14 protein-coding genes are annotated in these 13,058 nt (G+C 70.4%); 6 read left to right on the forward strand and 8 right to left on the reverse strand.

All coding sequences use genetic code 11. The features are described 5' to 3' along the window. Positions 1–25 precede the first annotated feature (25 nt). Complete coding sequence (locus ACFVWD_RS36290; protein ID WP_389602319.1) at positions 26–1,132, reverse strand: ferritin-like domain-containing protein; 1,107 nt, start codon at positions 1,130–1,132, stop codon at positions 26–28. A gap of 140 nt (positions 1,133–1,272) precedes the next feature. On the opposite strand from ACFVWD_RS36290, the gene ACFVWD_RS36295 reads away from it, so the two are divergent. From ACFVWD_RS36295 to ACFVWD_RS36310, 4 genes are all read left to right on the forward strand, one after another. Continuing rightward, the gene (locus ACFVWD_RS36295; RefSeq protein WP_389602320.1) at positions 1,273–2,202 is read left to right on the forward strand and encodes a diiron oxygenase; all 930 of its coding nucleotides are present in this window, start codon (positions 1,273–1,275) and stop codon (positions 2,200–2,202) included. Positions 2,203–2,408: 206 nt separating this feature from the next. Then, positions 2,409–3,134, forward strand: coding sequence for a TetR/AcrR family transcriptional regulator (locus ACFVWD_RS36300; protein ID WP_168511145.1), 726 nt, complete (start codon positions 2,409–2,411; stop codon positions 3,132–3,134). Between the two features lie 25 nt (positions 3,135–3,159). Next, positions 3,160–3,468, forward strand: a complete 309-nt coding sequence (locus ACFVWD_RS36305) for a hypothetical protein (protein ID WP_385381637.1) — start codon at positions 3,160–3,162, stop codon at positions 3,466–3,468. A 103-nt stretch (positions 3,469–3,571) separates the two neighbouring features. Further along, on the forward strand, positions 3,572–4,726 hold the full coding sequence (locus ACFVWD_RS36310) for an NlpC/P60 family protein (RefSeq protein ID WP_389602321.1): 1,155 nt from the start codon (positions 3,572–3,574) through the stop codon (positions 4,724–4,726). Positions 4,727–4,731: 5 nt separating this feature from the next. On the opposite strand, the gene ACFVWD_RS36315 is transcribed toward ACFVWD_RS36310, so the two are convergent. Genes ACFVWD_RS36315 through ACFVWD_RS36335 form a run of 5 tightly spaced genes read right to left on the reverse strand, consistent with a single transcriptional unit; the run spans position 4,732 to position 10,445 of the window. Then, positions 4,732–5,985 carry a styrene monooxygenase/indole monooxygenase family protein gene (locus tag ACFVWD_RS36315; RefSeq protein ID WP_389602322.1) on the reverse strand — a complete coding sequence of 418 codons (1,254 nt, stop codon included), beginning with the start codon at positions 5,983–5,985 and terminating at the stop codon, positions 4,732–4,734. A gap of 24 nt (positions 5,986–6,009) precedes the next feature. Continuing rightward, positions 6,010–6,684, reverse strand: coding sequence for an ATP/GTP-binding protein (locus ACFVWD_RS36320; protein WP_389602323.1), 675 nt, complete (start codon positions 6,682–6,684; stop codon positions 6,010–6,012). Beyond that, entirely contained in the window at positions 6,665–7,072 is a 408-nt protein-coding gene (locus tag ACFVWD_RS36325) for a DUF742 domain-containing protein (protein ID WP_075028888.1), read from the reverse strand. The genes ACFVWD_RS36320 and ACFVWD_RS36325 overlap by 20 nt, the downstream gene beginning before the upstream one ends. Next, on the reverse strand, positions 7,069–7,572 hold the full coding sequence (locus ACFVWD_RS36330; RefSeq protein ID WP_054236699.1) for a roadblock/LC7 domain-containing protein: 504 nt from the start codon (positions 7,570–7,572) through the stop codon (positions 7,069–7,071). Before ACFVWD_RS36330 ends, ACFVWD_RS36325 begins: the two co-directional genes overlap by 4 nt. Beyond that, on the reverse strand, positions 7,569–10,445 hold the full coding sequence (locus ACFVWD_RS36335; protein ID WP_389602324.1) for a nitrate- and nitrite sensing domain-containing protein: 2,877 nt from the start codon (positions 10,443–10,445) through the stop codon (positions 7,569–7,571). The genes ACFVWD_RS36330 and ACFVWD_RS36335 overlap by 4 nt, the downstream gene beginning before the upstream one ends. A gap of 392 nt (positions 10,446–10,837) precedes the next feature. Between ACFVWD_RS36335 and ACFVWD_RS36340 the strand changes: the two genes are divergently transcribed. Then, positions 10,838–11,626, forward strand: a complete 789-nt coding sequence (locus tag ACFVWD_RS36340) for a protein phosphatase 2C domain-containing protein (RefSeq protein ID WP_389602325.1) — start codon at positions 10,838–10,840, stop codon at positions 11,624–11,626. A gap of 18 nt (positions 11,627–11,644) precedes the next feature. Here ACFVWD_RS36340 and ACFVWD_RS36345 read toward each other — a convergent pair whose 3' ends face one another. Both ACFVWD_RS36345 and ACFVWD_RS36350 read right to left on the reverse strand, forming a co-directional pair. Next, positions 11,645–12,076, reverse strand: coding sequence for a MarR family winged helix-turn-helix transcriptional regulator (locus tag ACFVWD_RS36345; protein ID WP_389602326.1), 432 nt, complete (start codon positions 12,074–12,076; stop codon positions 11,645–11,647). A gap of 12 nt (positions 12,077–12,088) precedes the next feature. Continuing rightward, positions 12,089–12,607: a MarR family winged helix-turn-helix transcriptional regulator gene (locus ACFVWD_RS36350; protein ID WP_168495465.1), complete on the reverse strand. Its 519-nt coding sequence runs from the start codon at positions 12,605–12,607 to the stop codon at positions 12,089–12,091. A 264-nt stretch (positions 12,608–12,871) separates the two neighbouring features. On the opposite strand from ACFVWD_RS36350, the gene ACFVWD_RS36355 reads away from it, so the two are divergent. After that, positions 12,872–13,036 (forward strand): hypothetical protein, encoded by a 165-nt coding sequence (locus tag ACFVWD_RS36355; RefSeq protein WP_389602327.1) that lies wholly within the window; start codon positions 12,872–12,874, stop codon positions 13,034–13,036. Positions 13,037–13,058: the final 22 nt, after the last annotated feature.

A 13,058-nucleotide genomic window follows, 5' to 3' on the forward strand; every position in this document is an offset into this window, starting at 1 on the left:
GGCAGGCCGTTTCTGGCGGTTCGTCCTACGAGTCCCCACCCTTCTCGATCATCTCCTCCACCTCCGCCACCCGTTCCCTCTCCTCCGTCGCGAACCGCTCCGCGTCCATCCGCTCGGCCACCTCCTCGTCCTGGGCCATCAGCAGATCGAGGTTGGAGTCGCCCATCTCGAAGACGCCCATGTCGACGTACGCCCGCTGGAGGCGTTCGCCCCACAGGCCGATGTCCTTGACGCACGGGACGATGCGGCTGAAGAGCAACTGGCGGAAGAGGCGCAGGAATTCGGACTGTTCGCTGTATTCCTCCGCCTCGGCCTTCGGGATGCCGAAGTTCTCCAGGACCTCGACGCCGCGCAGCCGGTCCCGCATCAAGTAGCAGCCCTCGATGACGAATTCCTCGCGTTCGCGGAGTTCGGCGTCGGAGAGTTGCGTGTAGTAGTCGCGCAGCGCCATCCGACCGAAGGCGACATGGCGGGCCTCGTCCTGCATCACGTACGCGAGGATCTGCTTGGGGAGGGGCTTGTCGGTGGTGTCCCTGATCATGCCGAAGGCCGCCAGGGCCAGGCCCTCTATGAGGACCTGCATCCCGAGGTACGGCATGTCCCAGCGGGAGTCCCGGAGGGTGTCGCCGAGGAGGGACTGCAGGTTGTCGTTGATCGGGTAGAGCATCCCGATCTTCTCCTGCAGGAAGCGGGCGTAGATCTCGGCGTGACGGGCCTCGTCCATCGTCTGCGTGGCCGAGTAGAACTTGGCGTCGAGGTCGGGGACCGACTCGACGATGCGCGCCGCACAGACCATGGCCCCCTGCTCACCGTGCAGGAACTGGCTGAACTGCCAGGACGCGTAGTGCTTGCGCAGCTCGCCCTTGTCCCGGTCGGTCATCTTCGCCCAGTACGGGGTCCCGTAGAGGGTCAGCGACTCGTCGGGGGTACCGAGAGCGTCGTGGGGGTCGACCTCCAGGTCCCAGTCGATTCTCTTCTGGCCGTCCCACTGTTTGTCCTTGCCCTTCTGGTACAGGGCGAGGAGACGGTCGCGGCCGTCGTCGTACTCCCAGCTGAAGCGTGCCGCCCCTGAGGCCGGTACCTGCCAGAGGGGGTCTCCCGGGTCCTTGGCGTACAGCTCGTGCGTCGGCATACATCGCAGGCTCACACGAGGTAGACGTGTCGTCAACAAGTCGCGCGCAAGGGATTGACGAGCTTGCTGACAAGCAGTCTCATAAGTCGTGACCGTCGGTAACTCCTGGAGTAATCCCGTACGACGAGGTGGGAACAGCCATGACGACCGTGACAGAAGTGGATGTGCTGCGCGATGCGCTCGGTCTGCTCAAGGACCGGGAGCAGGTCGCCGAGCGGCTGCTCGACTCCTCCGCCAAGCACTCCTTCGACCCGGACAAGGAGCTGGACTGGGACGCGCCCTTCGAGGAGGGCAAGTGGTTCTGGCCGCCGGAGCTGGTGTCGCTGTACGACACCCCGTTGTGGAAGCGGATGGGCGAGGAGCAGCGGGTTCTGCTCTCACAGCACGAGGCCGCCGCGCTGGCTTCGCTGGGGATCTGGTTCGAGATCATTCTGATGCAGTTGCTGGTGCGGCACATTTACGACAAGGCGGCGACGAGCGCCCATGTGCGTTATGCGCTGACCGAGATCGAGGACGAGTGCCGGCACTCGAAGATGTTCGCCCGGCTGATCTCGCACGGAGGAACGCCGTACTACCCGGTGAGCCGGACGCATATGAACCTGGGGCGGGTCTTCAAGACCATCTCGACCACGCCCGGGTCCTTCACGGCGACCCTGCTCGGCGAGGAGATCCTCGACTGGATGCAGCGGCTGACCTTTCCGGACGAGCGGGTGCAGAGCCTGATACGGGGGGTCACGCGCATCCACGTGGTGGAGGAGGCGCGGCACGTGCGGTACGCGCGGGAGGAGCTGCGGCGGCAGATGGTGACGGCGCCGCGGTGGTCGCAGGAGTTCACGCGGGTGACGTCGGGGGAGTTCGCCCGGGTCTTCTCCGTCGCCTTCGTCAATCCCGAGGTCTACACGAACGTCGGCCTCGACCAGCGGGAGGCCGTGGCGCAGGTGCGGGCGAGCGGGCACCGGCGGGAGGTCATGCAGACCGGGGCCAAGCGGCTGACCGACTTCCTGGACGACATCGGGGTGCTGCGGGGGGTCGGGCGGCGGCTGTGGAAGGCGTCGGGGTTGCTGGCCTGAGGGCGGGGCGCCTGATGGCCGTGGTGGGTCGGGGCCGTGGCGGTGCGTCGAGCCCGTCGCCGCCGGATCAGACGTGGGCCGGGCAAGGGAGCCGCTGCTCGATCCGAACGTAAGCGACGGGCTTGCGACGCACCGCCACGGCCCCTTCCGTGCATGCGCGGCCGCGGCTGGGAAGGGGCTCGTGTCCTGGCCGTTACGCTGCCGATATGACCTCGCAGGCTCCCACCCCCGCATACCGCCGGCTGAGTGTCGAGGAGCGGCGCTCGCAGCTCCTCGAAGCGGCGCTGTCCCTCTTCGCGCACCGGGCGCCCGAGGAGGTCTCGCTCGATGACGTGGCGGAGGCGGCGGGCGTGTCGCGGCCTCTTGTGTACCGGTACTTCCCGGGCGGCAAGCAGCAGCTGTACGAGGCTGCCCTGCGGTCCGCCGCGGAGGATCTGGAGCACTGTTTCGCGGAGCCCCCCGAGGGGCCGCTGAGCGAGCGGCTTGCCCGGGCACTGGATCGGTACCTGGCGTTCGTGGACCAGCACGACGCCGGGTTCACCGCGTTGCTTCAGGGTGGCAGCGTCGTCGAGACCTCCAGGACGACGGCCATAGTGGACGGCGTGCGGCGTGCGGCGGCAGAGCACATTCTGGATCATCTGGGCGTGAAGGATCCGGGGCGACGGCTGCGGATGACCGTGCGAATGTGGATCACGGCGGTGGAGGGTGCCTCGCTGAGCTGGCTGGACGGGGGCAAGGAGCCGCCGTTGGACGAGCTGCGGGACTGGCTCGTGGAGCAGTTCGTGGCGATGCTCGTGGTCAGTGCCGGACGTGATCCGCAGACCGCCGCAGTGGTGCGGGCCGCGCTCGTCCTGGAGGAGCGGGAAGGGGCCCTGGGCGGGCTGGCCCGAGCGGTTCTTCCGGTGATCGGTGATGCCGCTCGGCTGCTGTGACGGGTGCGTTTGTGACACTGGTGCCGTGAAGAGCGAAGACACCCCCTTCGAGGGCGGCCCGCTGGACGGGCGTGTACTGCCCGTCCTGCTCGGTCTGACCGGACACCCGCCGAAGGTGTACCGGGTTCCGGTTCCGGATGCCGACGGCGGCCCGCCGACCGTGCTCGTCTACCGACGGGTCCAGGCGCGGGTGAGCAAGCGACTGGGGCTGCATCAGGCGTGGAAGTACGAGTACGACCCCTCCGGCGACCCGAGAAGCGGGCCCAAGTGGCCCTGGTCCAAGCCCGGCGGCAAGAGTGCGGGAGCCACGCCGGAGTCCCACGCCGACGAGTGAGGTTCTTGGGCCGAACCGGTCAGGCGAGCGCGCGCTCGGAATGCACCGACCCGATCCTTCCGATACGAGGTGGAGGCACCACCCCGGCACCGGAGGTGATGACGTGTCAGGAAGTCTTCTGCGTCTGGCTTGTACGGCCGCGATGGCGACGGGGGCGTTGTTTGTGGCCGCGCCCGCGATGGCCGTACCGGATCCCGGGACCCAAGGGCGGCCCGTGGCTCAATTGCTGACGGATCTTCAGCGGCTGTACCGGGACGCCGCGCGCGCCAGCGAGACGTACAACGCCACGGCGGAACAGCTGAAGAAGCAGAAGACCGAGGTCGCCCGGCTCGACGGGGGCCTCACCAAGGCCCGCCTCTCGCTGCTCGACAGCCGCGATGCGGCGGGGCGGCTCGCCCGGCAGCAGTACCAGAACAGCAGCGAGATCTCGTCGTACGTACGGCTGCTGCTCGCCCGTGATCCGCAGCACGCGTTGGACGAGGGTCATGTGATCGGCCAGCTGGCGCGGCAGCGGGTCGAGACCGAGGACCGGCTGATGCGCACGGAGAAGAGGGCCGATGAGCTGGCGCGGGAGGCGCGGAGGGCACTCGACGGTCAACTCGGCCTCGCCGAGCGGCAGAAGAGGGAGCGCGACGAGGTACGGGGGCGACTGAGGGGCGCCGAGGAACTGCTCGCCTCGCTCAGCACCGATCAGCTTGCCGAGATGGCCCGGCTGGAGAAGTCGGGCGTGAGCACGGCACAGCGGGAGCTCGTGACCTCGGGAGCTCTCAGCAGTGCGCGGCCGCCGTCGCGGGAGGGCGAGGAGGCGGTGCGGTACGCCGTGGATCAGCTCGGAAAACCGTACGAGTGGGGGGCCGTGGGGCCGATGTCGTACGACTGCTCGGGGCTCACTTCGCAAGCCTGGGATCACGCCGGACGGCCCATCCCCCGCACCAGCCAGGAACAGTGGGCCCAGCTGCCCCGCATTCCGCTGAGCAAGCTGCGCCCCGGGGACCTGGTCATCTACTTCCCCAAGGCCACGCATGTCGCCCTGTATGTGGGGGACGGGCTGGTCGTGCAGGCCCCGAGGCCGGGGACGAAGATCAAGGTCTCCCCGCTTGCCACCAACCCGCTGTTGGGCGCGGTCCGCCCGGACCCGGACGGCAAACCCCTTCGCCGCTACACACCCCCGAGCATTCGGGAGGGGTCCAAGGTGAGCGCCCCGTCAAGGGCGCGGGGAACCGCGCGACCGGCCGCGGACTCCCCGCACCCGAAGTGACAGGTTCAGGCCCCGGCCACGGAGGCCAGGTACGCCTCCGTCTTCTCGGGCTCATAGAAGAAGTTCTCGAAGTCCGCCGGGTCGTTGAACCCGTTGGCGAAACGATGCGCCACCGCCGGAATCTGTCCCCCGGCCCCGATCAGGTTGAGCACGTGCTCCGGCGGCACGCCCAGCATGGCGTTCGTCCACTTCGTCACGTGCTGGGCCGTGTCCCAGTACCGGTCGAACGCGGACCGCATCCACGCCTCGTCGAACTCCTTGTCCTCGTGCTCGAGGATCGCGCCGAGGTACGCCGCCGCGCACTTGGAGGCGGAGTTGGAGCCCTGGCCGGTGATCGGGTCGTTGGCGACGACCACGTCGGCGACGCCCAGGACCAGGCCGCCGCCGGGGAGGCGGCCGATCGGGTTGCGGACGGTGGGGGCGTAGCGTCCGGACAGTGTTCCGTTGGCGTCGGTGAGTTCGACCTTGGTGGCCCGGGCGTACTCCCACGGCACGAACTTCTCCATGAGTTCCAGGGTCAGGGAGAGGTGTTCGGCGGGGTCCTTGATGCCGTTGAAGGCGTCGACCGGGCCACCGGGTATGCCCTCCCAGAAGAGGATGTCCGCACGGCCGGAGGTGGTGAGGGTCGGCATGACGAAGAGCTCGCCGACGCCGGGGACCAGGTTGCAGCGGACCGCGTCGTAGTCGGGGTGCTCGGGGCGCGGGCCCAGACCGTGGACGTAGGCGACGGCGAGGGCGCGCTGCGGCTGCGCGTAGGGGGAACGGGCGGTGTCCCGGCCGAACATGGAGACCAGCTCGCCCTTGCCCGCCGACACCAGGACCAGGTCGTACGTACGGGAGAAGTAGTCCAGGTCGGAGACCGCCGCGCCATGGATGACCAGTTGGCCGCCGCGCTGGGCGAAGGTCTCCATCCAGCCGGCCATCTTCACCCGCTGGTCGACCGACTGCGCGTAGCCGTCGAGCCTGCCCACCCAGTCGATCGCCCGCTGGGTCGGACCGGGGTCGTGCGAGCCGGGGGCGGCGACCGAGACGCCGAGTCCTTCGATCTTCGGGGCCTGGGACTCCCAGAAGTTCAGCTGGAGATCGCGCTCGTGCTGGAGTGCCGTGTGGAACATGCACTGCGTCGACATGACGCGGCCGGTGCGGATCTCGTCCGCCGTCCGGTTCGACATCAGGGTGACCTCGTACCCGTGCGACTGGAGGCCGAGGGCAAGCTGGAGTCCGGACTGACCGGCTCCGACGACGAGTATCTTCCGCATGCGCGTCCTAACTCCGTGTACGTCTTATTCGGGGCTCGCGTCGAGCGCGTGCCCCACCAGCGCGAGCAGGGTCTCGACGACCGAGATCCGGCGCCTGGCGTCCATGATCATGACAGGTATGTGTGAAGGCACCGTGAGGGCCTCGCGCACGTCGTCGGCGTCGAAGTTCTCGCTGCCGTCGAAGTGGTTGACCGCGACGACGTACGGCAGTCCGCAGCTCTCGAAGTAGTCGAGCGCCGGGAAGCAGTCCTTGAGGCGGCGGGTGTCGGCGAGGACCACGGCGCCTATCGCGCCGCGCACCAGGTCGTCCCACATGAACCAGAACCGCTGCTGGCCCGGCGTCCCGAAGAGGTACAGGACCAGGTCGTCGGCGAGTGTGATGCGGCCGAAGTCCATGGCCACGGTCGTGGTCACTTTGTCCGGGGTGCCGGTGAGGTCGTCCGTCTCCTCGCTGGCCTGGGTCATCAGCGCCTCCGTCTGGAGGGGCGTGATCTCGGAGACCGCGGTCACCAGCGTGGTCTTGCCCACGCCGAAACCACCCGCCACCACGATCTTCGTCGCGATCGGGGCGCGGGTGCGGTCGGTCTGCCAGGCCTGGAGGTTCTCGTCGGACTCGGACAGCGGCACTGGGGCCAGAGGCATCGGAGCCGAGGCGGGGGAGGCCGTTCTCGGCGCACCCTCAGAGACGACGGAGTCCATTCAGCACCCTTTCCAGCAGAGCGCGGTCCGGCTGTCCCGGGCCGTGACCTGTTCCGTACACACGGATCTTTCCCTGGTCCGCCAGGTCGCTCAGGAGGACGCGGACCACGCCCAGCGGCATCCTGAGCAGGGCGGCGATCTCGGCCACCGTACGCATCCGGCGGCAGAGTTCGACGATGGCCTGCATCTCGGGCATCACCCGGGTCGCGAGGGAGCCGTTGGTCAGCTCCTTGCGCTCCTCGGGGGCCTCGAGCGCCGCCACGAACGTCTCGACCAGCAGCACGTGCCCGAAGCGGGTACGGCCGCCGGTGAGCGAGTACGGGCGCACGCGGGCCGGTTTGCGGTCCCCGCCACGTATGGGGAGCTTGGGCGCGGAGGAAGAACTCACTGGGCACTCCCCGTCGGCTTGGCTTCGAGTGACTGGCGTAGCTCGCTGCGGAGTTCGGGCGTCAGGACGTGTCCGGCGCGGCCGACGAAGAGCGCCATGTGGTACGCCACCACGCTCATGTCGCAGTCCGGGGCGCCGTGCACCCCGAGCAGCGAGCCGTCGCTGATCGACATGACGAAGAGGCTGCCCTCGTCCATCGCGACCATCGTCTGTTTCACCCCGCCCGCGTCCATCAGCTTGGCGGCGCCGATGGTGAGGCTGCCGATGCCGGAGACGATGGTGGCGAGGTCGGCGGAGGATCCCTTGGGGCCGGTGGGGCGCGCCTCCGCCCCGGTGCGGGCCTCCGCGTTCCTCCCGGGGTCGGAGGACAGCAGCAGCAGACCGTCGGAGGAGACGACCGCGACCGACTGGAGGCCTGGCACCTCCTCGACGAGGTTCGTCAGCAGCCAGTGCAGATTGCGGGCTTCACTGCTCAGGCCGAAGGTACTGGGCGCGGTCAACTGCTTGCCTCCTCGACTGTGCCCCCCGATGCGTCTACTGCGTCCTGCTGTCGCACCGCGTCCTGCGCTTGGTCCGGCGCGGTGTTTTGTGCGGGGTGGTGCGGGGTGGGCGTCTGGGCCGTCTGTTCGGCGATCTCGGCCTCCACGTCGCGGCGGCCCTCCGTCGCGCCCCGGTGGAAGCCGCCGAGCCTGCGCCGCAGCGCCTCGGCGTCCACACCCCCTACGCGCGGCCGGGGAACCGGTGCGGGCGCCGAGATCTTCGGCGTCCGCTTGGGCAGTCCCTTGTCGGTGACCCGCTCCGGCTCCTCGTCCGACACCCGTTCGTGGGAGTCGGGGCCGATGGCGTAGGGGTCGGGAGTGCCGGCGTAGGGGTCGGTGATGGCCTGCGCGGGGAGGGCGACGTCCGGGGCGGGGGCCGGCCCGGACACTGCGGGCTCGTCCGCCAGGGCCACCGGCTCGTCCGGCGGAACCAGCGGTGCCAGCGGTGCCAGCAGCTCCATGGTGGTCTCGGAGAGCGTCGGCTCGGGGGCGTATGCCGCCTCCTGCGCGGCGGCGTCCGCCCGTACGGCCTCCTGCGCGGCGGCGATCAGCGGGTCCTCGTCACCGGCGGGAGCGGTGGGAACGGCGGGGCTCGCATGGCCCCGTGCCGTGAGGGCCGAACGGCCGCGCAGCACGTTCGAGTTGGCCTCCGCGTCGGCGCCCGGGAGGACGACCGAGGGGGCGGCACCGGCGACCGGGGAGGCCGAGGGGACCGTGACGGCGGGGGCGGTCGCGAACAGGGTCTTGGGGAGGACGACCACGGCTGCGGTACCGCCCTGCTTCTGCTCCCGCAGCTGTACGCGGACGCCGTGCCGGTGGGCGAGGCGGGCCACCACGTACAGGCCGAGCCCGAGTCCCTCGCCGCTCTCCTGGTCGTAGGCGTCCTCCGGGTCGAACTCGGAGAGGCGGGCGTTGAGCTGGGCCATCCGGTCGGCGGCCATGCCGATGCCCTCGTCCTGCACGGAGAGCATCACCTCGCCGTTCTCCAGCAGCCAGCCGGAGACCTCGACGGGCAGGTCCGGCGGCGAGAACGAGGAGGCGTTCTCCAGGAGTTCGGCCACCAGGTGCGAGAGGTCGTCCGCGGCGAACCCGGCGAGATGCGCGTGCGGCGGCAACACGGCGATACGGACGCGCTCGTACCGCTCGATCTCACTGACCGCGGCCCGTACGACGTCGACCAGCGGGACGGGGCCCGCGTGGTGCTGGACGTGCTCGTGGCCGGCGAGGACGAGCAGGTTCTCGCTGTGGCGCCGCATGACGGTCGCGAAGTGGTCCAGCTTGAAGAGCGTGCCGAGGCGGTCCGGGTCCTGCTCGCGCTCCTCCAGGCCCTCGATGACCCCGAGCTGTCGCTCGACCAGGCCCAGGGTGCGCAGCGCGAGGTTGACGAAGGTGCCGTGGATGGTGCCGCGCACCTGCTCCAGGTGGGCCGCCGCGTCGGCGAGTTCCGCGCGCAGCCTGTCGCGCTCGTCGGCCATCAGCTGGCGCTGCCCGATGAGGTGCTTGCGGTCCGCTTCGAGGGTGGTCAGCCGCTCATGGAGCGCGGCGGCGTGCGCGTGCAGCGCGTTGACGGAGCGGACCACCTGGGCGAACTCGTCGTTGCGGCCGGTGAACTTCACCGGCTCCTGCGCTCCCGGGTCCGCGGCCAGGCGGGCCGAGCCCAGGCGCAGCACGGCCAGCGGACGGGTGAGCGTACGGGCCATGGCCATCGAGACGCCGACCGCGACCAGCAGCAGGGTGCCGATGAGGGCGATCCGGACCTCCAGCGCGGTGACGTCGTCGTCCCGCAGCCGCTCCAGGTCCTTGGTGCGGTGGTCGTTGAGCGAGGCCTCACTGCCGCGCATCAGCTCGACGCGGGCGGAGAGCGCCGCGTCCACCTTGTTCGTACTGGAGTCGAGCTCGGAGTCGGAGAGCGTCGGCTGGTCGGTGAGGTCGGTGAGGTACTTGTCCGCGGTCGTGACGTCGGGTCCGGTGACCGTGGAGTCGTACGAGGCCTTGGCGTCCTTGGGGGCCGTCTCGCGGAAGTCCGCGAGGGCCGCGTCCGAGCGGAGCCGGGCCTGCTGAGCGGCGGCGCTGAGCGCGTCGCGCTGCTTGGTGTCGGCCGAGGACGAGCTGCTGGTGGTGGACGCCAGGCCGGTGACGGGGTTGATGACCGTCTGGGTGGTGCGCGGGATGTTGAGGGCCGCGAGGAGCAGTCCGCGGGCGGCGGCGGACTGCTGGACCGCGGAGTCCAGCTCGGCGAGGGCGTGCGCGCCGGAGCCCGCGCGGGGCGGCAGCTGCTCGGCCAGGTCCTCGGCGAGGGCGTGGAGTTCGGTGATGACGTCGGAGTACGCCTCGTGCGCTTCGAGAGCGGTGCTCTTGCCGGTGAGCGCCGCTCTGCGGGCGGTGCCGATGCCGTCCAGGTCCTTCAGGAGGACGGCGGGCGCGTCCTCGTCCGCCCGCACCTCGTCGACCTGCCGGTCGACCCGGGCGCTGCGCTGCTCGGAGGGCGCCTTGGACTTCGGCCGGCCCGCGGCGATGTACGAGGTGACCTCGTCGCGCTCGTCGGCCAGCGAGTGGGCGAGCGTCAGCGCCTGCTGGGTCCGCCCGGCGAGCGTCACCAGGTTCTGGGAGTCGTTCAGCTGCTCGGAGGCCGCGAGGACCGTGGGGGCTCCGGCACCTGCGATGGCGGCCGCGACGACCGCCACGGCGACGATCAGCCGATTGCGCACGTGAGCGGAGCGGCCCTTGCCCGCGGGGGTGTGCCCCGCGGCACCCCGCGTGCGTTCCGCACCCCCGTCGGAGGCCGACTGCTTGCCTGTGCGCCGAGGCCGCATTTTCTGCACCGGTGCTCGCATTCCTGACTCGTGTACCCAAGGGCCCGGGTGACGTTCCGTCAACTGGGCGTCCGCCCTCCCCAAGCTCTCGACTTCGCTCGAGCAGGGGGTGTCCCATCGGCTCCCGACCCTCCCAGTGCCGGTGGGCAGTGGTCCCGCATCGTCCGGCCCGCCACCCGAAGGAGTGAACCCCGGACGGGAGTTGGCGGGCAAGTTCCTCTGGCGCGTGCGACCCCCCTGTGCGGCGGGCCGGTTGGACGTCTGCGGCGCGCTTTGGCAGTATTCGCCGCCACGCCTTGCCGGAGTCGATCATTCCATGCCAAACCCGGCGGCTGAGCTGCTGGTCCGCACCGGTCCCGCGACCGTTGCCAGCCTTTCGTGGACCTTGTGAAGGGCTCGTGCAGACTGGCTGGATGCGCATCGAACTCGTCTCCGAGCCGGGCGATCCGGCCCGCCCCAATGAGGACTTCGCATCGGTCGGCCTTCCGGCGTCAGGACAAGGGGGATCACTGGTCGTCCTCGACGGCGTGACTCCCCCGCCGGGCGACGACGGCTGTCTGCATTCCGTCCACTGGTTCTCCGCACGCCTCGGCGGAGCCCTGACCGAACTGTCCGTTTCCCGCCGGGATCTGACCTTGGTGGAGATCCTTTCCCGGTCCATCCGGCGCACTTCCGAGGCCCACTCCGACACCTGTGACCTTTCTCACCCGCGTACGCCCCAGGCAACCGTGGTCCTCGCCCGCTGGTCGGCCGACCTCGTCGAGTACCTGGTCCTCTCCGACTCGGCCCTTTTGCTGGAGTCCCCCGCGGGCGCGGTGACACCGCTCCTGGACGACCGCCTCACCCGTGTCCCCCGCGCCTCCCTCGCCTCGGACGCGATCGCCGACGCGACCGTCCGCAACAAGGAGGGGGGCTTCTTCACGGCCGCCGCCGATCCGTCGGTCGCGGCCCGGGCGGTGACGGGGACCGTGCCCCGGGCCGAGGTCCGTGCCCTGGCAGCCCTGACGGACGGCGCGACCCGCTGGCTGGAGAAGTTCGGGGAGGGCGACTGGGGCGGCCTGTTCACCGTCGTCCGCAAGGAGGGCGCCCAGGCCCTCGTGGACCGCGTACGGACGCTGGAGCGGGCCGACGCCGAGGCGCGGACGCGGCTGGGGCGGAGCAAGACGCACGACGACGCGACGGTGGTGTTCGTGGACTGGTGAGTCGGGCGGATCGGAGTGCTACTTCTCCATGCCCCGGTTCAGCTGATTGAGCAGCCGGGCCAGTTCGGCGACCTCACGCGGGTCCCAGCCCTCGAGTTCGCGGACGTACCGTGCCCGGCGCGCCTCCCGCACCGCGCGGAACCGGTGCCGGCCCTCGTCCGTGAGACGGACGAGCCAGGCACGGCCGTCGGCGGGGTCCGGCTCACGGGCGACCAGACCGAGCTCCTCCAGGGCATGGAGCTGACGGGACATCGTGGCCTTGCCGACGCCGATGTACGCGGCGAGCTCGGTGGCGCGCTGCCGGCCGCACTCGTCGAGGCGGAAGAGGAGCCCGTACGCGGAGGACTCCAGGTCGGGGTGGACCTCGCGGGCCATCTCGCCGGAACTGGCCCTGGCGCGCCGCAGCAGCACGGTCAGCTCCCGCTCCAGCGCGGGGAATTCCTGGTCCATGCCCGCCTCCTCCTACTTCTCCATGCCGAGGTTCAACTGGTGCAGCAGCCGCGCCAGCTCCGCGACCTCGCGAGGATCCCAGTGGGCGAGCTCGCTCACGTACCGGGCGCGCCGCGCCTCGCGCACCTGGCCGACCCGGCTGCGGCCCTCCTCGGTGAGGTGGACGAGCCAGGCACGGCCGTCGGCGGGGTCGGGCTCACGGGCGATGAGGCCGAGCTCCTCCAGGGCGCGCAGCTGGCGGGACATCGTGGCCTTGCCCACGCCGATGTAGCCGGCCAGCTTGGTGGCGCGCTGGCGGCCGCACTCGTCGAGGCGTACGAGGAGTCCGTACGCGGCGGACTCCAGGTCCGGATGGACCTCGCGGGCCATCTCGCCCTGGTTGGCGCGGGCACGGCGCAGGAACACGGTCAACTCGCGCTCCAGGGAGAGGAACTCGGGGTCCGCGCCGCCGTGCGCGGCGGGCTGGTCCACACCCCTGCCCGACCCGTCGAGGCCGGCCGGATACCGGCCTCCGTTCCTGTCCTCGCGCACGTCTGCCCCTCACCCGGTTTCCCGACTCTGAAAGTTTCCGCCAAAGGTGGCCATAGCCACAGCTCCGTAAGTATTTCTCAGGCGTAGACCAACGGCAGCCCACGGCCCCTCTTCCCAGCACGTTCTCCCCGTGCGTAGCTTCGTGAACAGGCACCCAATGGCATGCCCACGCCGCCAGGTCGACGAGGACCTGCCCCCACTCACGGCACGCATGCCCGCACCATTCCCCCCACCTGGCTCCATCGAGCCCTTCGGAGGCACGTCATGCCCGTGCACAGATCCGGAACGCCCCACCGCCTGCGCCTGCTCGCGCCGGGAACCCTGCTCGCCGCCTTCTCCCTGCTCTGCGCCCCGCCTTCCTCCTCCGCCGCCGACACACCCGCCCGGGGCTCCGCCCGCATGGGATTTCAGGCGACCGATGTCGGCTGACAGTCGACAGAGACGGCTGACG

The sequence above is a fragment of the Streptomyces sp. NPDC058086 genome (assembly GCF_042885015.1).
GTDB lineage: Bacteria > Actinomycetota > Actinomycetes > Streptomycetales > Streptomycetaceae > Streptomyces.

Bases quoted from the DNA above. Each gene is read 5' to 3' on its own strand.
- ACFVWD_RS36295 (WP_389602320.1), top strand. From the start codon at position 1,273: ATGACGACCGTGACAGAAGTGGATGTGCTGCGCGATGCGCTCGGTCTG.
- ACFVWD_RS36315 (WP_389602322.1), bottom strand. From the start codon at position 5,985: ATGCGGAAGATACTCGTCGTCGGAGCCGGTCAGTCCGGACTCCAGCTT.
- ACFVWD_RS36290 (WP_389602319.1), bottom strand. From the start codon at position 1,132: ATGCCGACGCACGAGCTGTACGCCAAGGACCCGGGAGACCCCCTCTGG.
- ACFVWD_RS36335 (WP_389602324.1), bottom strand. From the start codon at position 10,445: ATGCGAGCACCGGTGCAGAAAATGCGGCCTCGGCGCACAGGCAAGCAG.
- ACFVWD_RS36300 (WP_168511145.1), top strand. From the start codon at position 2,409: ATGACCTCGCAGGCTCCCACCCCCGCATACCGCCGGCTGAGTGTCGAG.
- ACFVWD_RS36345 (WP_389602326.1), bottom strand. From the start codon at position 12,076: ATGGACCAGGAATTCCCCGCGCTGGAGCGGGAGCTGACCGTGCTGCTG.
- ACFVWD_RS36320 (WP_389602323.1), bottom strand. From the start codon at position 6,684: ATGGACTCCGTCGTCTCTGAGGGTGCGCCGAGAACGGCCTCCCCCGCC.
- ACFVWD_RS36355 (WP_389602327.1), top strand. From the start codon at position 12,872: ATGCCCGTGCACAGATCCGGAACGCCCCACCGCCTGCGCCTGCTCGCG.
- ACFVWD_RS36340 (WP_389602325.1), top strand. From the start codon at position 10,838: ATGCGCATCGAACTCGTCTCCGAGCCGGGCGATCCGGCCCGCCCCAAT.